This window comes from Streptomyces sp. NPDC090077 (assembly GCF_044747545.1).
Taxonomy (GTDB): domain Bacteria; phylum Actinomycetota; class Actinomycetes; order Streptomycetales; family Streptomycetaceae; genus Streptomyces.
In genome coordinates, this window is sequence record NZ_JBIVEG010000031.1 from 1 (window position 1) to 21,313 (window position 21,313).

General features: G+C 73.1%; 18 protein-coding genes. 8 read left to right on the top strand and 10 right to left on the bottom strand.

Features of this window, described 5'->3' with window-relative positions; translation table 11 throughout:
- Window positions 1-165 precede the first annotated feature (165 nt).
- The 3 genes from ACIPW5_RS33195 to ACIPW5_RS33205 form a co-directional block, all read right to left on the bottom strand.
- The gene (locus tag ACIPW5_RS33195) at window positions 166-1,125 is read right to left on the bottom strand and encodes a CHAD domain-containing protein (protein ID WP_401253064.1); all 960 of its coding nucleotides are present in this window, start codon (window positions 1,123-1,125) and stop codon (window positions 166-168) included.
- On the bottom strand, window positions 1,106-3,412 hold the full coding sequence (locus ACIPW5_RS33200; RefSeq protein WP_401253067.1) for an RNA degradosome polyphosphate kinase: 2,307 nt from the start codon (window positions 3,410-3,412) through the stop codon (window positions 1,106-1,108). The genes ACIPW5_RS33195 and ACIPW5_RS33200 overlap by 20 nt, the downstream gene beginning before the upstream one ends.
- Before the next feature lie 721 nt (window positions 3,413-4,133).
- On the bottom strand, window positions 4,134-5,354 hold the full coding sequence (locus tag ACIPW5_RS33205; protein WP_401253070.1) for a helix-turn-helix domain-containing protein: 1,221 nt from the start codon (window positions 5,352-5,354) through the stop codon (window positions 4,134-4,136).
- 255 nt (window positions 5,355-5,609) lie between these two features.
- Here ACIPW5_RS33205 and ACIPW5_RS33210 point away from each other — a divergent pair, with 255 nt between their 5' ends.
- Entirely contained in the window at window positions 5,610-5,828 is a 219-nt protein-coding gene (locus ACIPW5_RS33210; protein WP_401253073.1) for a hypothetical protein, read from the top strand.
- Between the two features lie 626 nt (window positions 5,829-6,454).
- Here the strand turns inward: ACIPW5_RS33210 and mshD are convergent.
- Window positions 6,455-7,384 carry a mycothiol synthase gene (gene mshD, locus ACIPW5_RS33215; protein WP_401253076.1) on the bottom strand — a complete coding sequence of 310 codons (930 nt, stop codon included), beginning with the start codon at window positions 7,382-7,384 and terminating at the stop codon, window positions 6,455-6,457.
- Between the two features lie 141 nt (window positions 7,385-7,525).
- Here mshD and ACIPW5_RS33220 point away from each other — a divergent pair, with 141 nt between their 5' ends.
- A complete protein-coding gene (locus ACIPW5_RS33220; RefSeq protein WP_401253078.1) occupies window positions 7,526-9,343 on the top strand; it encodes a bifunctional metallophosphatase/5'-nucleotidase in 1,818 nt (605 codons plus the stop codon).
- A gap of 85 nt (window positions 9,344-9,428) precedes the next feature.
- Here ACIPW5_RS33220 and ACIPW5_RS33225 read toward each other — a convergent pair whose 3' ends face one another.
- On the bottom strand, window positions 9,429-10,214 hold the full coding sequence (locus ACIPW5_RS33225) for an alpha/beta fold hydrolase (protein ID WP_401253081.1): 786 nt from the start codon (window positions 10,212-10,214) through the stop codon (window positions 9,429-9,431).
- 135 nt (window positions 10,215-10,349) lie between these two features.
- On the opposite strand from ACIPW5_RS33225, the gene ACIPW5_RS33230 reads away from it, so the two are divergent.
- Together ACIPW5_RS33230 and ACIPW5_RS33235 are read left to right on the top strand one after the other, a co-directional pair.
- Window positions 10,350-10,937: a TetR/AcrR family transcriptional regulator gene (locus ACIPW5_RS33230; RefSeq protein ID WP_401253084.1), complete on the top strand. Its 588-nt coding sequence runs from the start codon at window positions 10,350-10,352 to the stop codon at window positions 10,935-10,937.
- 247 nt (window positions 10,938-11,184) lie between these two features.
- Window positions 11,185-12,111, top strand: a complete 927-nt coding sequence (locus ACIPW5_RS33235; protein ID WP_401253248.1) for a phosphatidylinositol-specific phospholipase C — start codon at window positions 11,185-11,187, stop codon at window positions 12,109-12,111.
- Here the strand turns inward: ACIPW5_RS33235 and ACIPW5_RS33240 are convergent.
- From ACIPW5_RS33240 to ACIPW5_RS33260, 5 genes are all read right to left on the bottom strand, one after another.
- Window positions 12,091-13,548, bottom strand: a complete 1,458-nt coding sequence (locus ACIPW5_RS33240) for a sensor histidine kinase (RefSeq protein WP_401253087.1) — start codon at window positions 13,546-13,548, stop codon at window positions 12,091-12,093. The two genes, ACIPW5_RS33235 and ACIPW5_RS33240, sit on opposite strands and share 21 nt — an antisense overlap.
- Entirely contained in the window at window positions 13,545-14,279 is a 735-nt protein-coding gene (locus tag ACIPW5_RS33245; protein ID WP_401253090.1) for a response regulator transcription factor, read from the bottom strand. Before ACIPW5_RS33245 ends, ACIPW5_RS33240 begins: the two co-directional genes overlap by 4 nt.
- Before the next feature lie 61 nt (window positions 14,280-14,340).
- On the bottom strand, window positions 14,341-15,606 hold the full coding sequence (locus ACIPW5_RS33250) for a S1C family serine protease (protein ID WP_401253093.1): 1,266 nt from the start codon (window positions 15,604-15,606) through the stop codon (window positions 14,341-14,343).
- Between the two features lie 125 nt (window positions 15,607-15,731).
- Window positions 15,732-16,760: a LacI family DNA-binding transcriptional regulator gene (locus tag ACIPW5_RS33255; protein ID WP_401253096.1), complete on the bottom strand. Its 1,029-nt coding sequence runs from the start codon at window positions 16,758-16,760 to the stop codon at window positions 15,732-15,734.
- A 24-nt stretch (window positions 16,761-16,784) separates the two neighbouring features.
- A complete protein-coding gene (locus tag ACIPW5_RS33260) occupies window positions 16,785-17,615 on the bottom strand; it encodes a response regulator transcription factor (RefSeq protein ID WP_401253099.1) in 831 nt (276 codons plus the stop codon).
- Window positions 17,616-18,093: 478 nt separating this feature from the next.
- Here ACIPW5_RS33260 and ACIPW5_RS33265 point away from each other — a divergent pair, with 478 nt between their 5' ends.
- From ACIPW5_RS33265 to ACIPW5_RS33280, 4 genes are all read left to right on the top strand, one after another.
- Entirely contained in the window at window positions 18,094-18,348 is a 255-nt protein-coding gene (locus ACIPW5_RS33265; RefSeq protein ID WP_361608620.1) for a MoaD/ThiS family protein, read from the top strand.
- Window positions 18,349-18,934: 586 nt separating this feature from the next.
- The gene (locus tag ACIPW5_RS33270) at window positions 18,935-20,152 is read left to right on the top strand and encodes a hypothetical protein (protein ID WP_401253250.1); all 1,218 of its coding nucleotides are present in this window, start codon (window positions 18,935-18,937) and stop codon (window positions 20,150-20,152) included.
- Window positions 20,153-20,251: 99 nt separating this feature from the next.
- The gene (locus tag ACIPW5_RS33275; protein WP_401253102.1) at window positions 20,252-20,959 is read left to right on the top strand and encodes a DUF2993 domain-containing protein; all 708 of its coding nucleotides are present in this window, start codon (window positions 20,252-20,254) and stop codon (window positions 20,957-20,959) included.
- Window positions 20,960-21,121: 162 nt separating this feature from the next.
- A complete protein-coding gene (locus ACIPW5_RS33280) occupies window positions 21,122-21,205 on the top strand; it encodes a putative leader peptide (protein ID WP_350206375.1) in 84 nt (27 codons plus the stop codon).
- The last annotated feature ends 108 nt before the right edge of the window (window positions 21,206-21,313 follow it).

Sequence of the window (21,313 nt, forward strand, 5' to 3'; positions counted from 1 at the left end):
CTCCGCCCCCAGACCCCCGCGCCTCAAACGCCGGCGAGGCTGGATTTGGCCGGCCGGGGCTGGAGTGCGCGGAGCGCACTTCCAGCCTCGTCGGCGTTTCCGGGCGCAGCCCGGGGAATCGGGCGAAGGGCGGATAGGGGACGGCCCCGCGCAGCGGTCGGGGGCCTACGGGATGGCCGGGGCCGGGTGCCAGATGCGGTGGAACGAGACGCGGGCCGCCTCCACCGCGTGCCGCTGGTCGGCGTGCAGCACGCCCAGGGCGTACGCGGTCGCCGGGGCGATGCGCGGCGTACGGGCGGCCGCCGCCGAGGCGGTGGCGGCCTCCGAGGCGTCCCGGTGCAGGTCAAGGGCCTCACCCGCCGCCGAGAGCCGGGCCACGTCCCCGCCGAGCGCCTCCTGCGCGTACCGGTGCACCCGCAGCAGCCGGCGCACCTCGTGCCAGGAGGCGTCCTCGTGCGCCGCGTACGGGGTGCCCTGCGCGGCCGGAAGGGCCGACACGGCCCCCGCCAGGCGGGCCCCGGTGACCTCCGCCAGCGGTTCGAGCACGTCCCCGACCCGGCCCCGCGCCGCCACCGGGTCCAGCGGGACCTCCGAGGCCAGCACCGCCACCGCGTCCGCCACCGCGTGGAAACGGGACGACCCGAGGGCCTGGAGGGTGGCCGAGTGCGCCCGGGTGCGCGCCAGCGTGAGCTGCCGGTCCAGCAGGGCGCCCGCCCGCGCCGAGCCCACCGTGAGGGCGCCCGCGGAGCCCGCCCCGCCGCGCGGCGAGGGCAGCTCGGGGGCGCCCGACAGCCGCTGCAGGGCCTCCATCAGCCGGGACAGCCGGGCGGCGTACGCGTGCTCGTCGGCCAGCGTGGACGACAGCCAGACCAGCTCGGTGCGCAGCGAGTCCGCCCAGCGCGACTCGGTGACCGCCCGGAAGGTGCTCAGCGATCCGGCGATCCGCCGCGCCGCGCCCCGCAGGCCGTACGCCGCCTCGCTGCTCTCCGCCGAGTCGGCGGCGGAGCCGCCCGCCGCGCCCGCGTCGTGCAGGCGCAGCGCGCGCAGGAAAGCGGTGGCCTGGGACCGCAGGTAGACGCCGAGCACGTCACCTGCGGTCAGGTCGTCATGGTTTGGCAGAGCCACGCCGGCGCCTCCGGGCGTCTATGAGCATCTCCTGTACGTGCCGCAGCGGCTGGCCCTCGGCGTCGGTGCTGTGCCGGGTCCATTCGCCGTCCGGGCCCAGGTGCCAGGAGGAGGTGGCGTCGGACATGCCGGTCTCCAGCATCCGGTCCAGTGCCGCGCGGTGGGCCGGGTCGGTGACCCTGACCAGTGCCTCGATGCGGCGGTCGAGGTTGCGGTGCATCATGTCGGCGCTGCCGATCCACACCTCGGGTTCGCCGCCGTTGCCGAAGGCGAAGACCCGGGAGTGCTCCAGGAAGCGGCCGAGGATCGAGCGGACCCGTATGTTCTCCGACAGGCCGGGGACGCCGGGGCGCACGGCGCAGATGCCGCGCACCCAGATGTCGACGGGGACGCCCACCTGGGAGGCCCGGTAGAGGGAGTCGATGAGGGCCTCGTCGACGATCGAGTTCATCTTCAGCCGGACCGACGCCGGGCGGCCGGCCCGGTGGTGGTCGGCCTCCTTGTCGATGCGCGAGATCAGCCCGTCGCGCAGGGACTTGGGGGCGGTCAGCAGCCGGCGGTAGGTCTCGCGGCGGGAGTAGCCGGACAGCCGGTTGAAGAGGTCGGACAGGTCCGCGCCGACCTGTGGGTCGGCGGTGAGCAGGCCGAGGTCCTCGTACAGGCGGGCGGTCTTGGGGTGGTAGTTGCCCGTGCCGACGTGGCTGTAGCGGCGCAGGGTGTCGCCCTCCTGGCGGACGACGAGGGAGAGCTTGCAGTGCGTCTTGAGGCCGACGAGCCCGTAGACGACGTGGCAGCCGGACTCCTCCAGCTTGCGCGCCCACTTGATGTTGGCCTGCTCGTCGAAGCGGGCCTTGATCTCGACGAGGACCAGCACCTGCTTGCCGGACTCGGCCGCGTCTATCAGCGCGTCCACGATCGGGGAGTCGCCGGAGGTGCGGTACAGGGTCTGCTTGATCGCGAGGACGTCCGGGTCCGCGGCGGCCTGTTCCAGGAAGGCCTGGACGGAGGTGGAGAAGGAGTCGTACGGGTGGTGCAGCAGCACGTCGCGTTCGCGCAGCGCGGCGAAGATATCGGGCGCGGACGCTGACTCCACCTCGGCGAGGTCACGGTGCGTGCCGGCGACGAACTTCGGGTACTTCAGCTCGGGCCGGTCCAGGGAGGAGATCCCGAAGAGGGCGGTCAGGTCGAGCGGGCCGGGCAGCGGGTACACCTCGGCGGCGCTGACCTTCAGCTCCTGCACGAGGAGGTCCAGGACGCCGGGGTCGATGGACTCCTCGACCTCCAGGCGCACGGGCGGGCCGAAGCGGCGCCGCATGAGCTCCTTCTCCAGGGCCTGGAGGAGGTTCTCGGCGTCGTCCTCCTCGACCTCCAGGTCCTCGTTGCGGGTCACGCGGAACATGTGGTGCGCGAGCACCTCCATGCCGGGGAACAGCTCCTCCAGGTGCGCGGCGATGACGTCCTCCAGGGGGACGTAGCGCTGCGGGGAGGCCTCCAGGAAGCGGGAGAGGATCGGCGGCACCTTGACGCGGGCGAAGTGGCGGTGGCCGCTGACGGGGTTGCGCACGACCACGGCCAGGTTGAGGGAGAGGCCAGAGATGTACGGGAACGGGTGCGCGGGGTCCACGGCCAGCGGGGTGAGCACCGGGAAGATCTGGTTGCGGAACAGGGTGAAGAGGCGGGCCTGCTCCTTCTCGGTGAGGTCGGGCCACCGGATGAGGTGGATGCCCTCCTCCGCGAGCTGCGGGGCGATGTCGTGCTGGAAGCACGCGGCGTGCCGGGCCATGAGCTCGCGCGAGCGGGTCCAGATCAGGTCCAGCACCTCACGGGGCTGGAGGCCGGAGGCCGAACGGGTGGCGACGCCGGTCGCGATGCGGCGCTTGAGGCCGGCGACGCGGACCATGAAGAACTCGTCGAGGTTGCTCGCGAAGATCGCCAGGAAGTTGGCGCGCTCCAGCAGCGGGGTCGCCGGATCCTCGGCCAGCTCCAGCACGCGCTCGTTGAAGGCCAGCCAGCTGCGCTCCCGGTCGAGGAAGCGGTTCGCGGGCAGCTCGCCGGTGTCGTCCTTGTCCTCGTAGGCGTCCAGATCGGCGTCGAGGTCGGGATCGAGGTCGACGTGACCGGTCACGCGGGAGGAGTGGGGCCGGTGGGCGGCTATGGAACCGAGGCGGGACTTGGCACCACCGGTGCCGCTTCCGCTGCCGTTTCCGCTGCCGCTTCCGGTCGCGGGGGTGTGAGACGGGTGCTGGGCGGGGACCTCGGTGGGGCCTGCGCTGGGCTGGTGGCTCATGACTCCATTCTTCCGCGCACGCGGCAGGACAGGCGCGTCGGAAGTGTCTGCCGTCAGACGGAGTCGGGGCTGCATGTCGGGAGACTCGCAAGCGCGTCTGAATGCCCGGTTAATGGCGTATGGCTTCCTGTCTCCGCCTGGCGCACGGCGCGGGGGCCGGGGCGCCGGGCGCCGCCGGGCGGGGGCGGGGTCCCCCTGGCCCGGATCAGAGAGGGCTTGGGGGTTTCCCGGCAGTCCATCGTCCTTCCGTGTCGGGCCGGCCCGTCAAGGGCGCTCCCTGCGGTCGCGTCGCTGCGCGATGTCGCTTCGCTCCACCCTTGACAGCCCGACCCGCCCCGGAAAGCCGAAAGACTGCCGGGAAACCCCCAAAAGAACGGTCACGGGGCAGAAGACGGAGGGACGGGCCCGTCAGCGACGAGACGAGGGAGCGAGGGCCGGCCCGCCGGGCATCCGGGCCCTCAAGAGACTGATTCCGGGGCGCGAGCGCGACTACCCGCACGAAAAGCCGATCAGAGCCCCTACGGAGCCCCCAGACGCAACAGATCGCTACGCGCTCCCCTTTTCCCGGCGTCCACCGACCGCCCTGGGCCGATACCCGCACCAAACGTTGACCAGGGCAGTGCGGGAAGCACATGGGCGCGACGGATCGCTACGCGCTCCTCCCGGCTTGCGTCCGGCGGTCGTCCGGGGCTGGTATCCGCACCAGACGACTGCCGGGGGCTCAGTCGAGCTGCGCGAGGGTGTCCACCAGCGTCCGGCCTTCACGGGCACCTCGCCTGAGGAGGACGGCACCCACCTTGTGCAGCTCGGCCCAGGCGTGCGGGCGGCCGACCTCCGAGGCGTCGCCGATGACGCCGAGTGCCGTGGTCAGGGCCGCCTCGGCCTCCCCGGCACCCGCGTACGCGTGGGCCAGGCAGGACCCGTACCAGGCCCGGTCCCGGCGGAAGGCCGGGGCGAAGCCGGCCAGCCCCGACGTGAGGTGCCCGACCGCACCCTCCCAGTCCCCCAGGTGCAAGTCGGCCATGCCGCGCTGGGCCGCGAACCAGGATTCCCCGTAGAAGTACAACCACGGCGGGGCGCCGGCGGCGTTCGCGATGATCCGCTGTGCCTCGTCCAGCCTCGCGTACGCCTCGTCGTGCTCGCCCTCCAGTGCGTATCCCCGGCCGGCCATCTGCACGGCCATGGCCCGCGTGGCCTCGCTCGCCCCCGGCATCGCTGCGGCGGCCTCACCCAGCCGGACACAACGCCGCCCGCTCCCGCCGGACCACGCCAGATGGGCCTTCATGCTCATCGTGGTGGCGGCCAAGTCGCCGTACCCGGCCTCCAACGCCCAGTCGTGGGAGCGGTCGAACCACCCCAGCGCCACCGGGGCGTCGTCCTGGTCCTGGGCCATCCACGCCAGGAACTGGGCGTACTCGGCCAACAGCCGCACCACCCGGTCCGCCAGCGCCCCCCGGGCCTGCCCGTACAGCCCGGCCACCTCCTTGAACTGCGCGGTGACCAGCGGCGCAACGACGCGGGACCCCACCGTGTCCTCAGCGCGCCGGTGCGCGGCCAGTAAGGCGTCCAGGGCATCCACCGAGGCGGCGTCCAGCCGCAGCCCACCCCGGCGCACCCCGGCCAACCGCTCACCGTTGGCCTCCGACACCACCCCGGGCAGCACGAGCGACGGCAGCGGTAGTGCCTCCTGTCGGGTGCCGAGGAGTTCCAGGGGCACGCCGAGGCCGTCGACGATGCGTTGCCGCACCTCAGCCGAAGTCACCGCTCGTCGCCGGTTCTCGATGGCGGAGACGTCAGGCTGCGCCAGCCCCACGAGGGCCCCGAGCCGACTCTGGCTGCTGCGCGTCAGCCTCCGCCACGTCCGCAGCAGGGCCGCCCAGTCCTCAGCCGCTGCGGCTGCTCGCAGTTCGGGGTGCACCCACGCATCCAGCTCGGGCTCCATGCCCGAAATATAGGGCGGCCCTATAGCACGCGGGAGTGGATCGGCCCGGGAGGCACCCGAGATGGTGGCTCACGTCTTCCGCTCCAACACCCAGACGACGGCAGGGAGTATCTCCATGGCGAGCCGGATCATGCGCAGCTGTGCCCGTGACGTGCTGAGCATCGACAGACCGGCTGACCCCTCCGCGCTGACAGCCGTCTTGGCCGAGCCGAACGCTGATCTCCTCGATCGCGCACACCTTCCAGGCGGTGGCGGATGAGTGAGCGCTACGAGTACGTCCCCCATCGCCTTCTCCAACGCCGTGTCCGCGATGTCGTTTCAGGGGGCGAGGGCATTCTGATGGCGGTCATCAACGAGAACGTGTCGGACGACCTCACCGAGCAGTGGATGGAGCTCGCCTACATCCGGGGCGCCTCCGGCCGCGAGTTCACCACCGCCGCCACCAACGTCGAACCCGCCCCTGACCAGCCCTAGACGGCCGCCAGTCGCCGAGATCAGAGGAGCGCGTAGCGATCTGACGCGCCCCTGCGCTTCCGCACTGCTCTGGGCGACTTTTGGTGCAGGTATCAGCCCCAGGCGGTCGCCGGACGCTTGGCCGGGAGGAGCGCGTAGCGATCTGTCGCGCTTGGGTGTTCCGTAGCGTGCTCTGAGCGACTTTTGGTGCAGGTTGTCGCGCCCCTGGCCCCGGACCGGGGCTGGACGGGCCCGGAAGGCGGGCCGGCCGGGGCCCGGCCCCTCGCCTCATCGCTGAGAGACCCGTCCCTTGATCATGGACCGTGCCGTTTCTTTGGGGGTTTCCCGGCAGTCTTTCGGCTTTCCGGGGCGGGTCGGTCTGTCAAGGGTGGCCGAAGGCCATCGCGAAGCGACGCGACGAAGGAGCGCCCTTGACAGGCCGGCACGACACGGAAGGACGATGGGACTGACGGGAAGCCCCCAACCTTCTCTGAGACCGCCCGAGGGGATCCCGCTCCCCGCGGCCACCCACCCGCACCCGGGAGGCGGGTGGGCAGGCGCCGATCGGCGGGCAGGGGTCGAGGGGGAGATAGCGGGCCCGGGCCGCAAGCCCCGTACCCCCCCCCCGCCCCCCCCGCGAGCCCCCCTCAGCTCTCCGTGCGGTACATCAGGTCGATCTCGTGCGTCGTGAAGCCCAGCCCCTCGTACACCGCCAGGGCCGCCGGGTTGTCCGCGTCGACGTACAGCATCGCCGTCGGCAGGCCGGACTCCGCCAGGTGGCGCAGGCCGATGGCGGTGAGGGCCTTGCCGAGGCCGCCGCCCTGGGCGCCCGGGCGGACGCCGACCACGTACACCTCGCCCAGCTGCTCCTCGGCGTGGACCTTCGTCCAGTGGAAGCCGACCAGTTCGCCGTCCCGCTCCGCGAGGAAGAAGCCCTTGGCGTCGAACCACGGCTGCGCGATGCGGTCGTTCAGGTCCCGCTGCGTCAGTGCGCCCTGCTCCGGGTGGTGGGCGAAGGCGGCGGCGTTGGCGGCGAGCCAGGCGGTGTCGTCCTGGCCGGGGACGAAGGTGCGGACGGTGACGCCGGCCGGGAGCGCCGGCTCGGGCAGCGGCGGGGCGTCCGGGCCCAGGGGGCGGCGCAGCTGCCGGAGTTCGCGGAAGAGGGTCAGGCCGAGCACCTGGGCGAGGTGCCGTGCGGCGGACTTGCCGCCGTGGGCCCAGACCCGGATCCGCTTGCCGGAGGCGTGCAGCAGGGCGGTGCCGAGGGCGCGGCCGTGGCCGCGGCCGCGCAGGGCGGGGTGGATGACGAGTTCGGCGGCGGGGGCCTCCACCGGGTCGGTGTCCTCCAGCTGCCCGTACCCGCACAGCCGGCCGCCGTCGGTGAGGAGGAAGTGCCGGATGCCCTCGCGCGGGCCGCCGCGCAGCTGGAGGCGGCCCTGTTCGGAGACGGCGGTGGTGCCGTCGGTGCGGGCCGCCTCTCCGATCAGCTCCAGTACGGAGGCGGCCTGCTCCTCCGTCAGCTCTTCGAGGATCTCAATCTGCCGTCCCGGCTCCAGGGCCGCTGCTGCGTCAGTCATGTTCCGAGCCTACGGCGCCACTGCCCGACGGCCGCGCGTAACCAGCTCGCAACCCGCTACCCCCTGTCGTAGCTACGCGCGTTGACCATAGGCTGCGTGGCACCTCCCAAATGTTGTCTCGCTGTCCACAAAGGGGAATAAATGTCAGCGAAGCCACAACGGCCCCGTACGGCCCGCCGGTTGACCCTCGGCGCTCTCGCTCTCACGGCGGGTGCCGGCGCGATGGTCGCCGCCGCACTGCCGGCCGGTGCCGCGAGTGGTGGCGGTACGCCTCCCAAGGGCCGCACCGTCGACGTACAGATGCTCTCGTTCAACGACTTCCACGGCACGCTGGAGCCCCCGCAGGGCTCGTCCGGCACCGTGAGCGAACGTCAGGCAGACGGCACCACCAAGGCCATACCCGCCGGTGGCGTCGAGTACCTCGCCACCAGCCTGCGCGAGGCCCGCAAGGGCCACGAGTACTCCGTCACGGCCGCGGCCGGCGACATGATCGGCGGCAGCCCGATGCTGTCCGGTCTCTTCCACGACGAGCCCTCCGTCGAGGCGCTCAACAAGCTGAACCTCGACGTGTCGAGCGTCGGCAACCACGAGTTCGACGAGGGCAAGACCGAGCTGCGCCGGATGGCGTACGGCGGCTGTCACCCGACCGAAGGCTGTTTCGAGTACGGCAAGACCTTCACCGGTGCGCAGTTCCAGTACCTCGCCGCGAACGTGACGGACGAGAAGACCAAGCGTCCGCTGATGTCGCCCACCTTCATCTGGAAGAAGGGGGACGTGAAGATCGGTTTCATCGGCGTCACCCTGGAGGGCACTCCGGACGTCGTCACCGCCGAGGGCGTCAAGGGCCTGAAGTTCGGCGACGAGGTCGAGACGATCAACAAGTACGCCGCCGAGCTGAACAAGCAGGGCGTGAAGTCGATCGTGGCGCTGATCCACGAGGGCGGTCTGCCCGCGAGCGGCGCGTACAACTACGACTGTGACGTGCCGGGTGCCGGCGCGGGCATCTCGGGTGCGATCGTCGACATCGCCAAGAACGTCGACGCGAAGGTCGACGCGCTGGTGACGGGCCACACGCACCAGGCGTACAGCTGCAACATCCCGGACCCGGCGGGCAACCCCCGTACGGTCACCTCGGCCGCCTCCCTGGGCCGGCTGTTCACCGAGACCAAGCTGACGTACGACCGGGCCACGAAGGACATCGTCCGTACGCCGGTGCTCGCGCCGAAGCCGGTCAACAAGGTCGTCTCCCGGGACGTGCCGAAGGCTCCGGACATGACCGAGCTGATCGACCGCTGGAAGACGCTGGCCGCCCCGGTCGCGAACCGTCCGATGGGTTACATCTCGGCGGACATCCCGGGCCGCGGCTCGGAGTCGCCGGAGAAGCCGCTCGGTGACCTGATCGCCGACGCGCAGCTGGAGGCCACGGCCCCGGCGGACAAGGGCGGCGCCCAGCTGGCCATCATGAACCCGGGCGGCATCCGTTCCGACCTGGCCTACAAGGCCTCGGGCGACGAGGGCGACGGGGTCGTCACGTACGGCGAGTCGTACACGGTCCAGCCGTTCAACAACCTGATGAACATCGTGGACCTGACCGGCGCGCAGCTGATCACCGCGCTCCAGCAGCAGGTCAGCGGTACGGTCAACGGCCCGAACCCGAAGATCCTCCAGGTCTCGAAGGGCTTCACGTACACCCTGGACATGACGAAGGCGGGCGCGGACCGCATCGTCGTGGACTCGGTGAAGCTGAACGGCGCGGCGATCGACCCGGCGAAGACCTACCGGGTCGTGATGAACGAGTTCCTGGCGGGTGGCGGTGACGGCTTCACCGTCCTGAAGGAGCACAAGAACAAGCTGGTGGGCGCGTCGGACCTGGACGCCTTCAACGCCTACCTGGGCAAGTCGACGGCGGCGTCCCCGATCGCCCCGCCGAAGGCGGACCGCATCACGGTCGTCAAGTAGTACCTCTCGTACCTCCGGTACGTCCCCGAGGGGGCGGTGGGCCTCGGCCCGCCGCCCCCTCGGCACGTCCGCCCCCGGGCTCGGTTCAGAGGGTCGCCAGGAACGTTCCGACGGCCGCGTGGAAGCCTTCGGGGTCGGTGAAGGGCACGAAGTGGTCGCCCTCCAGGGCCGTGTACGAGGTCCCCGGGCGCCCGCCGACCATCGCGTCGGCGACGTCCTGGGTGAGCGCCCGGCTCCGGCGGCCGTGGACGAGCAGGGCGGGGCAGGTGCTCGCGGTCCAGGTGCCGCGGTGGTCGCCGGCGCAGGCGTGGATGGAGTCGAGCATGTCCTGGCCGTGGAAGGCGAGCCGCCAGCCGCTCTTGTCGGCGAGGGGCCGCACCCCGTCGGCGACGAAGGGCAGGGCGGCCGGGTCGACGGCGCCGAGGAGTTCCTCGCGGGTGGGAGCGGAGTAGGGCAGGGCGCCGAGGAAGTCGAACCACTGCGGGCCGGCGGAGATGTCGATGACGACGGTGGCGTCGACGCCGATCAGGGCGCTCACCCGGTCGGGGTGGGCGGCGGCGAGGTGGTAGGCGTTGAGGCCGCCGAGGGAGTAGCCGAGGACGGCGACGGGCCCGGTGAGCCCGAGGTGGTCGAGGAGGGCGACGGCGTCGGCGACGTAGCCCTCGCGGCGGTAGTACGGGGCGCGGTCGGAGTCGCCGTGGCCGCGCTGGTCGGGGGCGATGACCCGCCACCCGTCGCCCAGGGCGGCGGCGAGGCCGGTGAAGGCGGCGGCTTCGGACATGCCGCCGTGGAGGGCGAGGAGCGGCCGGCCGGTGCCGCCGAAGTCCAGGTACGAGAGCGTGCGGCCGTCGATGTCCAGCGTGTCGCGCATGTGCGTGTCTCCCCGTGTCCGTGGCCGGCGGTGCTCGTGGGCATCACTCTGCCAGCGTTTGGGCAAGCGTGCAATACGCTCGTATTGCGCGCTTGCCCAAGTGTCGGCGGGAGGGGCGCGGATACCATCCGGGGCATGGGAAATCGCGAGGACCTGCTGGCCGGCGCCCGCCGCTGCCTTGAGGAGAAGGGCTACGCGCGCACGACCGTGCGCGACATCGCCTCGGCGGCGGAGGTGAGCATGGCCGCGATCGGCTACCACTTCGGGTCCCGCGAGGCGCTGCTGAACCAGGCGCTGTTCGCCGCGATGGACGACTGGGCGGCCGGCTCCGGCCGGCTCGCCGGGCAGGGCGGGACGGCGGCGGAGCGGTACGCGGACACCTGGGACCGCAAGATCCGCGACTTCCTCGACATGCGCTGGCTGTGGATCGCCAACATCGAGGCCTTCGTCCACGCCCAGTCCTCGCCCGAGCTGCTGGCGGCCCTGGCCGAGGGGCAGCGCCGGTCCCGGCGGATGGTGGCCGCCCACCTGGCCGGGGTGTCCGAGGAGGCGGTGACCGACGAGGACGTACGGGCCCTCGGGTCGGTGCACCTCGCGCTGCTGAGCGGGGTCATGGTGCAGGCCCTGACCGACCCCGGGCAGGCGCCGACGGGGGCCGAGCTCACCCAAGGGCTGCGCAGGATGGTGGAGTTGCTGGAGGAGCCCGCCCCTACCGACGGGTAGTAAACGCCGGTCCCGCACGCCATAATCCGGTCCCACCAACGGGTCGGCGAAGGGGCGGGACATGGGCGCGGGCAGAGGCACGGACACCGGCAGGACCACGGCCGGGTACACGGGCACGACCACGGCCGGAGGCACGGGCAGGACCACAGCCGGGGACACGGGCACGGCCGGGACCACGGCCCCGACCAAGCCCACGGCCCCGACCCCGACCCCAGCCCCGACCCCAGCCCCGACCACGCGCCCCGGCATCCGTACGGACACGCGCACGCGCCCCGGCACCCGTCCGGCGCCGCCCCGCCGGGCCTTCCTCGCCGGCGCCGCCGCGGTGGGCGCGGGCGCGTTCCTCGGGCTCGGCGCGGCGGCACCGGCCCGGGCGGCAGCCGCCCCCGCGCGGACCCTGGGCACCCAGGACTGGATGGCCGGCCTCGCGGACTCCACCGCCCTCCAGCGGATGACCATCCCCGGCACCCACGACTCCGGCGCCACCAAGGGCGGGCTCTACGTCGCCTGCCAGAACACCTCCATCGCCCAGCAGCTCGACTCCGGCATCCGCTTCCTCGACGTCCGCTGCCGGGTCACGGGCGGCTCGTTCGCCATCCACCACGGCTCGTTCTTCCAGGACCTGATGTTCGGCGACGTCCTCGCCGCCTGCTGGAACTTCCTCGCCGCGCACCCCTCCGAGACGGTCCTGATGCGCGTCAAGCAGGAGTACTCCGCCGAATCCGACGCCGCCTTCCGGGCCGTCTTCGACGACTACCTCGACCACCGCGGCTGGCGCCCGCTCTTCCGGATCGCCGACACCCTGCCCGCCCTCGGCCAGGCCCGCGGCCGGGTCGTCCTCCTCGCCGACAACGCGGGCCTGCCCGGCCTGCGCTACGGCGACGGAGGGGTCTTCGACATCCAGGACGACTACAACACCGAGCCCTTCGCCAAACGCGGCCGCATCGAGGACCACTTCCGCAAGGCCGTCCGCGAGCCCGGCAAGCTCTTCGTCAACTACGTCAGCACGGCCGCCTACATGCCCCCGCGCTGGAACTCCGACCGGCTGAACCCGCAGGTCCACGGCTTCGTCGACGGCTCCGAACTGGCCGGCCGCACCGGCCTCGGCATCGTCCCGATGGACTTCCCGAACACCCGCTCCGGCCTGGTCGCCTCACTGCTCCGGCACAACTGACGGCTGCTGCGACGGCTGCTCCGACGGCGGCGGCGCCGGCGCCCCCGGGATGCGCAGCACCGCCTCCGTGCCGCCCGCCCCGTCCGCGGCCGCCCGCAGTTCGGCGCTGCCGCCCGAGCGGGCGGCCGTACGGGCCACGATGGACAGGCCCAGCCCGCTGCCGGGCAGGGCGCGGGCCGACTCGGAGCGCCAGAACCGCTCGAAGACGTGCGGGAGGTCCTGCGGCGGGATGCCCGGCCCGTGGTCGCGCACGGTCAGCTCGCCCGCGTGCAGCGAGACCTCCACCGCGCCGCCCGGCGGGCTGAACTTCACGGCGTTGTCCAGCAGGTTGACCACCGCCCGCTCCAGCGCCGCCGCCTCGCCGCGTACGTACCAGGACTCCAGGGCGGAGCCGAACCGCAGCTCGGGTCCGCGCAGCCGGGCCCGGGACAGCGCGGAGGCGGCGATCTCGTGCAGGGCCACCACCCCGAGCGGGGCGTGCGGGGCCGCGTCCGGGCGGGACAGCTCCTGGAGGTCCCCGATCAGCGCGGCGAGTTCCGTCATCTGCGCCTTGACCGAGGCCAGCAGCTCCCGGCGGTCGTCGGGCGGGATGGCCCGCCCGGTCTCCTCGCTGCGCGCGAGGAGCTCGATGTTGGTGCGCAGCGAGGTGAGCGGGGTCCGCAGCTCGTGTCCGGCGTCCGCGATCAGCTGGGCCTGCCGCTCCTGGGAGGAGGCGAGCGCGGCGGTCATCGCGTTGAAGGACCGCGACAGGCGGGCGATCTCGTCGTCGCCCTCGTCCGGGATCCGCACCGTCAGGTCCTCGGTGCGGGCGACGTGCTCGACGACACCGGTGAGCTCGTCCACGGGCCGCAGCCCCGTACGGGCCACCCACAGTCCGGCAGCGCCCGCGCCGACGACCCCTATGCCGGAGACCAGGAGCAGCACCCAGGCCAGGGTTGACAGGGGCTTGTCGATGTCGGCGAGGGGTTTGGCGATGGAGATCCCGAAGGTCGGCCCGCCGGTGGTGAGGCGCCGGCCGATCGTGTAGACGCGCATCCGGTCGCCCTCGGCGGTGGTGGCGTCGTGCAGCCGGGCGGTGCTGCGTCCCGCCGCGACGTCCTTGTCGGCCTCGGTGACGGGCAGGTCGGTGCGCCCGCTCACCCAGCAGCGGCCGCCTTCGGCGGTGACGATCTGCACGGTCGCGTTCAGGTCCCCGGCGATGTCCATCTGGTTCGGGGGCGGGCGCAGCGTGCAGCCCTCGCGCAGGGTGCGGAGCACCTGTTCGCTGGGGTCGGTGGCCACCAGCGACTGGTTCAGCTGCTCGTTCAGCTGCGCCCGCACCATCACCCAGGACACGCCCGCCACCGCCGCGACCGCGACGGCGACCGCGACGGTGACCAGCAGCGCCAGCCGGGAGCGCAGCGGCAGTGCGCGGAACCTGGCGGCCGGACCCGTCATTCGGGCCCGCCCTCGCCTACGCGCAGTACGTAGCCGACCCCGCGCACGGTGTGCACCAGGCGGGGCTCGCCGGCCGCCTCGGTCTTGCGGCGCAGGTACATCACGTACACGTCGAGGGAGTTGGAGCTGGGCTCGAAGTCGAAGCCCCACACCGTCTTGAGGATCTGTTCGCGGGTCAGGACCTGGCGCGGGTGGGCCAGGAACATCTCCAGCAGCGTGAACTCCGTACGGGTCAGCTCGACCGGGCGCCCGCCGCGGGTGACCTCGCGGGTGGCGAGGTCCATGCGCAGGTCGCCGAAGGCGAGGGAGTCCCCGGCCGGTCCGGGGCCGGCGGCGGGGACGGCGTAGGAGCTGCGGCGCAGCAGGGCGCGGACCCGGGCGAACAGCTCGTCCAGCTCGAACGGCTTGACGAGGTAGTCGTCGGCGCCCGCGTCGAGGCCGGTGACGCGGTCGCCGACGGTGTCGCGGGCGGTCAGCATCAGCACCGGGGTGACGCTGCCGGAGGCGCGCAGCCGGCGGGCGGCCGTCAGTCCGTCCATCCGGGGCATCTGGATGTCGAGGACGATCAGGTCGGGGGCGTACGAGGCCGCCTGGTCGAGGGCGTCGAGCCCGTCGACGGCGGTCCGTACGTCGTACCCCTCGAAGGCGAGGCTGCGGCGCAGGGCCTCCCGTACGGCCGGCTCGTCGTCGACGACGAGGATCCGCTGCGGGTCGCCTTCGGCAGGGTTCATGGTGGTGGTCCCCCAGGGGTGGTGGTCGGTGCGCGGGGCACGTCCCAGGGTGTCAGAAGGATCAGAACGAGATGCCGAAGCCGTTGCCGCTGCTGTCCGCCCCGCTGTCGGCCCCGCTGTTCCCGTTGCCGCCGCTGCCGCCCTTGCGGAGGGAGTCGAGGTCGGCCTTGAGGGTGTTGACCGGGATGGCGAAGCCGAGGCCGACGCTGCCGGCGCTGGAGCTGTCGCTGCCGGGCGAGTAGATCGCGGAGGGCATCCCGATGATCTCGCCGTTCATGTTGACGAGGGCGCCGCCGGAGTTGCCCGGGTTGAGGGAGGCGTCGGTCTGGATGGCCTTGTACGAGGTCTTGTCGGAGCCGGTGTCGCCGTTGAACTGCTGGCCCTCGAAGGAGAACGGCCAGCCGCCGCCGCGCTGCCGCTGCGGGCTCTGCTGCTGGCGGCCGTCGGACTTCGGGACCTGCACCTCGCGGTTCAGTGCCGAGACGATGCCGCTGGTGACGGTGCCGGTGAGGCGGTCGGGGGAGCCGATGGCGACGACCTGGTCGCCGACCTTGAGCTGGTCGGAGTTGCCGAGCTTGGCGGGCTTGAGGCCGCTCGCGCCCTGGAGCTTGATCAGGGCGAGGTCCTTGGCGGGGTCGGTTCCGACGACCTTGGCGTTGTACTTCTTGCCGTCGCTCATCGTCACCTGGATCTCGGAGGCGCCGTCGATGACGTGGTTGTTGGTGGCGATCTCGCCGTCGGCGGTGAGCACGAAGCCGGAGCCGGTTCCCTGGCCGGAGGCGGTGCGGGTGTCGATGCGGACGACGGACGGGCTGACCTGCTCGGAGACTCCGGAGACGGTGCCGTTGGCGGTCTGCGAGACGTTGGTGCCGTTGACTCCGCCGACGACGGCGCCGGCCTGTCCGAGGAACTGCTGCACGGCGACGGCCGTCCCGCCGCCGACCACGGCCGCGGCGAGGGCGACGGCGGCGAGCAGTGCGACGGGGCGCTTGGCGCGGGCCGCGTGCGCGCGTCCGGCGGGGGCCGCCGCGGGGGCGGAGCCCCAGGCGTCCCACCCGCCGCCGTGGCCGCTGCCGCTCGTGCCGGCCGGGACGGTCTCGCCCTGGATCACCGGGGGCTGGTGCGCCTCGTGCCATCCGGGGGCCGGGGCGGCCGGCGGGTACGCGGGCGGCGGCGGATAGGCGGCGTCACCGGCTCCGGCGGCTCCGGCCCCGGTGTCCCGCGCCAGCCGCTCGCGCCCCCGCTGCCAGTCGTCCCCGAAGGGCGCGTCGTGGGCCGGGCCGTTCTCCTGGGGGTACTCGCCTTCGCGGCGGAAGCTCTCGGTCATGTCTACGACTCTGTCCGCGGATCATGAAAGCTTTCTGAGTCCCGGCTGAGAAGCCCGACAGAACCGCGTATGCCCGGAATAAGGGGGTGGCGGCCCGGCCCCCGCGCAGCCGCGCGGGCGGCGCGTCAGGAGGGGCGGCAGCCGCAGCTGCGGCGGATGACGAGGGCCGACGGGAACTGCTTGAGGCGCTCCCGGCGGGAGCCGGCCACGCGGAGGGCGTCGTCCAGGACGAGGTCCACGGCCGCGCGGGCCATCGCCGGGCGGTCCGAGGCGATCGTCGTCAGCGGCGGGTCCGTCAGGGCCGCTTCCTTGACGTCGTCGAAGCCGGCCACCGCCAGCTGCTCGGGCACGTCGATGCGCAGCTCGCGCGCGGCGCGCAGCACCCCGATGGCCTGGTCGTCCGTCGCGCAGAAGATCGCCGTCGGCCGGTCGGGCCGGGCGAGGACCTCCAGGGCGACCCGGTAGGCGTCGTAGCGGTTGTACGGGGCCTCGATGAGCCGGCCCTCGACCGACCGCCCGGCCTCCAGCATGGCCCGGCGCCAGCCCTCGACGTGGTCGGCGACCGGGTCGCCGACCGAGGGGGTGTTCTCGATGCCGCCGATGCAGGCCACGTACTCGTGCCCGTGTTCCAGCAGGTGGCGGGTGGCGAGCTGGGCGCCGCCGATGTCGTCGGTGACGACGGCGACGTCGTCGATGGCCTCCGGGCGCTCGTGCAGCAGCACCACCCGCGCGTCCCAGGCGTCGATCTCCGAGGCGGCGCGCTCGCTCATGCCCTGGCTGACCAGGATCAGCCCCGACACCCGCATGCCGAGGAAGGCGCGGAGGTAGTGGACCTCGCGCTCGTCCCGGTAGTCGGAGTTGCCGACCAGGACCATCTTTCCGCGTTCGGCGGCGGCCTGCTCGACCGCGTGCGCCATCTCCGCGAAGAACGGCTGGCGGGCGTCGGGGACGATCATGCCTATGAGGTCGGTGCGGCGCGACGCCATGGCCTGGGCCACGCGGTCGGGCCGGTACCCCAGCTCCTTGATCGCGGCGAGTACACGCTCGCGCGTGGCCGGGGCGACCGGCCGGGGTCCGTTGTTGATGACGTAGCTCACGACGGCGGTAGAAGTCCCCGCAAGTCGCGCTACGTCATCCCGCGTCACCTTGGCCACGCGCGGAAGTCTACGCGGGGTGACCTACCTCTGGGCAGGGTGTTTGGCCGACTGGATGGTCACAGGAGCTTCCTCCGAACGGGCTACCGGTCCGCTCGTACGGTCCGCGGCCTGCGCCGGGGCCTGTCCCTGGCCCTTTCCGGAGGTCTGCTTCGCCGCTGCCTCGGCGGCCGCGCGCTCCACCTTCTCCGGGGTGACGAAGCGGTAGCCGACGTTGCGGACGGTGCCGATCAGGGACTCGTGCTCGGGGCCGAGCTTGGCCCGCAGCCGCCGTACGTGGACGTCGACCGTCCGGGTGCCGCCGAAGTAGTCGTAGCCCCAGACCTCCTGGAGGAGCTGGGCGCGGGTGAAGACCCGGCCGGGGTGCTGGGCGAGGTACTTCAGCAGCTCGAACTCCTTGAAGGTGAGGTCGAGGACCCGGCCCTTCAGCTTCGCGCTGTACGTCGCCTCGTCGACCGACAGGTCGCCGTTGCGGATCTCCATGGGGGAGTCGTCCGAGCCCAGCTGCTGGCGGCCGGTGGCCAGCCGCAGCCGCGCCTCGACCTCGGCGGGGCCGGCGGTGTCGAGGAGCACGTCGTCGATGCCCCAGTCGGCGGTGACGGCGGCGAGGCCGCCCTCGGTGACCACCAGGACGAGCGGGCAGCCGGGTCCGGTGGACCGCAGCAGCTGGCACAGCGACCGCACCTGCGGCAGGTCGCGGCGGCCGTCGACGAGGATCACGTCGGCGCCGGGGGTGTCGACGAGGGCCGGTCCCTCGGCGGGGGCCACCCGGACGTTGTGCAGCAGCAGGCCGAGTGCGGGCAGCACCTCGGTCGACGGCTGCAGGGCATTGGTCAACAGGAGGAGAGAGCTCATGCCCGGCCACCTGCCCGGTTCGGGCGGCCGTGCTCCTGTTTGCTTCGCTGGTCCATCACGTCGGTTCCTCCTCGGTCCCGTCGAGGACGTGCGCTGTAATGCTTCGTACGTCGTGCCCGGCACCCGCCGCGGCCCCCGCGCCCTGGGGTCCCGATGGATGCCACTGTTCTCGGTCCGTTCAACGTGCTGAAAGCACAAAAGGACCCGGGGGCCACGTTGCCCGGATCCTCTACGCCGCCAGAATAGCCCACCGGCCCTTTCGGGGCCGAGGGCTGCCGTGCACCGCATTCTGTGGTTCGCGCCACGCCTTCCTCCTGCGTATGCCCTGGTTTCACCGGATCGAGCGGTCCGCCGACCGGTCCTGCGGGGCCTCGGGGCGCATGGACGGCGCGCTGAGGCACGCCGGGGTGACGGGCCGGAGGGGTCATCATGGAGGCCGACGGTAGAGAGCCGACGGAGCCGACCGATAGGAGCTGCAGTGGCAACCGGAACCATCCGCTACTGGGCGGCGGCGAAAGCCGCGGCCGAGACGGCGGAGGAGCCGTACTCGGCGCACACACTGGCCGAGGCGCTCGACGCCGTGCGGGACCGCCATCCGGGGGAACTCACCCGGGTCCTGCAGCGCTGCTCCTTCCTCGTGAACGACGAGCCCGTGGGCAAGCGCCCGCACGATGCCGTCCTGCTGACCGAGGGGGGCACCGTCGAGGTGCTCCCGCCGTTCGCGGGCGGGTGAGCGGAAACCGATGAGCACTCCAGAAGAGCAGCAGAGGCAGCGGCAGCAGGCCGCCGAGCAGGACCCGTACGCCACCCAGACCTGGCAGAGCGACACCTGGGAGACCGGCTACCAGCCGGTGCAGCCGCCGCTGGGCTCGGTGCCCGGCCAGCCGGCCGCCCCGGCGCCGGCCCAGGCCCCGCAGCAGCAGTGGGGGCAGGTCCCCGGGGCCGTGCCGTGGCCGGACGCCACCGGGGGCGGTGCGGCCGCCGAGACGGCGTACCTGCCGCCGGTGCCGGCCCAGCAGCCGCAGCAGCCGCAGTCCGCGGTGCCCGAGGGCTGGTTCCGCGACGAGCCGGCGCAGCAGCCGCAGGCTCCCGCGCAGGGTGGCTGGTCCGCGGACGCGGCCGCGCAGACGGCGTACCTGCCGCCCGTGCCGGCCCAGCAGCAGCCGGTGCCGCCGCAGCAGCCGCACTCCGCCGTGCCCGACGGCTGGTTCCGCGACGAGCCGGCGCAGCAGCCGCAGGCTCCGGCCGTGCCGTGGCCGGACGCCACCGGGGGCGGTGCGGCCGCCTCCGCAGTCGCCGAGACGGCGTACCTGCCGCCCGTGCGGGAGCCCGCCGGGGCGGCCGAGCAGACCGCGTACCTGCCGCCGGTGCAGCCGCAGGCGCCGCAGCAGCCGCAGCAGGCCTCCGCGCCCGACGGCTGGTTCCGCGAGGAGCCCGGGGGGCCCGGTTCCGCGGCCGCTTCCGCCGCCGCCGAGACCGCCTACCTGCCGCCCGTGCGGGAGCCCGCCGGAGCCGCGGAGCAGACCGCGTACCTGCCGCCCGTGCAGCCGGGTGCCGCCGCGCCGGACGCGTGGTCCGCGGGCGCCGCGGCCGCCGCCGAGACGGCGTACCTGCCGCCCGTGCGGGAGCCCGCCGGGGCGGCGGAGCAGACCGCGTACCTGCCGCCGGTCCCGTCGGAGCCGCAGCCGCAGCCGCAGTCGCAGCCGCAGCCGCAGCCGCAGCCGCAGGGCGGCCCGTCCGCCGAGTACTCGCCGCCGACCCTCGGCGGCAACACGCTGCGCGCCGTCGACCCCGCCCAGGCCCGCGCCGAGGGCCGGTCGCCGATCATCGACCCGGGTCCGCAGTCGGCGATACTGACCGCCGCCCTGGGCCTGCTGATGGCCGGTGCCGCCGCGTTCGGCCAGTGGGCGCTGCTCCTCCCGCTGATCGCCCTCCAGGGGCTCACCGCGGCCGGCTGGTTCCGCCTCAACGGCATGTGGCCGGCCCGTCAGGGCATCGTCCTCGCCTTCGCCGGGGCCCTCGTCGCCGACGGGGCGGTGCTCGCGCTGGACCGTACGTACGCCCCCGGTGCGATCGTCGGCACGCTCGGCGTCTGGGTGCTGCTGACGCTGGTGCTCCAGCTGCGCAGCCACGCGGACCCCGACGAGCGGATGTACGGGCTGATGGCCTCGGTGGCCTCCGCCGCGCTGGCCGTCGTCTGCGCGGGCTTCCTCGCCGCGGACTGGGAGCCGGTGACCACCGGTGCCGCCGCGGTGGCGGTCGCCGTCTTCGCGCGGGCCCTGCCGCTGCCCACGCCGGCCTCCGTCGGCGTCTCGCTGGCCGCCGCGGCCGGTGCGGGCATCGCGGTCGGCGGGCTGACCGGGCTGGGCGCCGGAGGGGCCCTGGTGGGCCTCGCGGCCGGCGTGTGCGCCCTGATCGGGCTGCGCGTGGCCGCGTACGACTACCCGTCCAAGTTCGTCCACATGACGGCCGGCGTCGCGCTGCCGCTGGCCGCCGCGGCCCCCGCGGTCTACCTGATGGGCCGGGTGGTCGGCTGACGTCCCGCCGGCGGGCCCCCGCCGGCACCGCCCGCGCCGCCCCCACGGCCGATCATGGTCCACTAGAACGTACGTACCGACTAGTTGGGGGAGGGACACGTGCGTTTCCTACGTGTCGTGGTGATCATCGGCGTGGTGCTGGGGGCGCTGTTCGTGGGCGCCGACCGCTGGGCGGTCGGCTACGCCGAGGACCGGCTGGCCGAGCAGGTCCGGTCCCGGCAGGGGCTCGCGGGCAGCGCCGAGGTGGAGATCCACGGCTTCCCCTTCCTGACCCAGGCGCTCAGCCGGGACCTGGAGCAGGTGGACCTGAAGCTCGGGGGCGTCGACGTCACCGCCGACGGCCGCAAGACGCGCCTGTCGGAGCTGAAGGCCTCGTTCCACGAGGTGAAGCTGAACGAGGGCTACAACGGCGGCACGGCCAAGCGGGCCGAGGGCTCCGCGCTGATCTCGTACGAGGACCTCACCAAGGCCTCCCAGAACGGCGTGGTCCTCACCTACGGCGGGGCGCCGAACAAGGTGAAGGTCACCGCGACCCTGGACTTCCTCGGCAAGACCGTGACCCGCAGCGTGGTGTCGACCGTCGCCCTCGTCGAATCCGGCGGCTCCAAGGTCGTCCGGGTCCGCGCGGACTCCGTCCCCGGTGAGGGCATCCCGGGGATCGAGAGCGCGGTGCGCAAGCGGACCGACTTCGACCGCCGCATCGACGACGGCCTGCCGGCCGGGCTCAAGCTCTCCTCGCTGACCTCGGACGAGTCCGGCGTGCACCTCGCCCTGAGCGGTTCGGACGTGTCCCTGGCCGGATCGTGAGACGGAGCGGTCCGATCCGCAGGAGGACGGGCCGCCCGACCAGCCCCGGAAGGCCGTGGGACGGCCGTCCGGGGCTTTCTCATCCCGAAATCCGGACGATCCTGTCTCGCTATATGACACGCCGGTGACAGGGCGGCCGGTTCGTCCCTACGATCCATGGCTATGAAGCATCAGCAGGCGGACCTCACGAAGCGGCGGGCAGTGGACCTGTGTCGCGTCGCCGCCATGCTCTGTCGCTCCATGTGAGGTGTGAGCCTTCCGCTCCACCGGCCGGACCGACGGCCCTTCATCCGCGTGACCGCACCGCCGCGCACCAGCCTCCTGCCCCCTGACGCCTCCCCGCGCAGGGCCCGA

Excerpts from the sequence above, each read along its gene's own strand:
- ACIPW5_RS33200 (WP_401253067.1), bottom strand. The coding sequence starts at position 3,412 with ATGAGCCACCAGCCCAGCGCAGGCCCCACCGAGGTCCCCGCCCAGCAC.
- ACIPW5_RS33205 (WP_401253070.1), bottom strand. The coding sequence starts at position 5,354 with ATGGAGCCCGAGCTGGATGCGTGGGTGCACCCCGAACTGCGAGCAGCC.
- ACIPW5_RS33210 (WP_401253073.1), top strand. The coding sequence starts at position 5,610 with ATGAGTGAGCGCTACGAGTACGTCCCCCATCGCCTTCTCCAACGCCGT.
- mshD (WP_401253076.1), bottom strand. The coding sequence starts at position 7,384 with ATGACTGACGCAGCAGCGGCCCTGGAGCCGGGACGGCAGATTGAGATC.
- ACIPW5_RS33220 (WP_401253078.1), top strand. The coding sequence starts at position 7,526 with ATGTCAGCGAAGCCACAACGGCCCCGTACGGCCCGCCGGTTGACCCTC.
- ACIPW5_RS33225 (WP_401253081.1), bottom strand. The coding sequence starts at position 10,214 with ATGCGCGACACGCTGGACATCGACGGCCGCACGCTCTCGTACCTGGAC.
- ACIPW5_RS33230 (WP_401253084.1), top strand. The coding sequence starts at position 10,350 with ATGGGAAATCGCGAGGACCTGCTGGCCGGCGCCCGCCGCTGCCTTGAG.
- ACIPW5_RS33240 (WP_401253087.1), bottom strand. The coding sequence starts at position 13,548 with ATGACGGGTCCGGCCGCCAGGTTCCGCGCACTGCCGCTGCGCTCCCGG.
- ACIPW5_RS33245 (WP_401253090.1), bottom strand. The coding sequence starts at position 14,279 with ATGAACCCTGCCGAAGGCGACCCGCAGCGGATCCTCGTCGTCGACGAC.
- ACIPW5_RS33250 (WP_401253093.1), bottom strand. The coding sequence starts at position 15,606 with ATGACCGAGAGCTTCCGCCGCGAAGGCGAGTACCCCCAGGAGAACGGC.
- ACIPW5_RS33260 (WP_401253099.1), bottom strand. The coding sequence starts at position 17,615 with ATGAGCTCTCTCCTCCTGTTGACCAATGCCCTGCAGCCGTCGACCGAG.
- ACIPW5_RS33280 (WP_350206375.1), top strand. The coding sequence starts at position 21,122 with ATGAAGCATCAGCAGGCGGACCTCACGAAGCGGCGGGCAGTGGACCTG.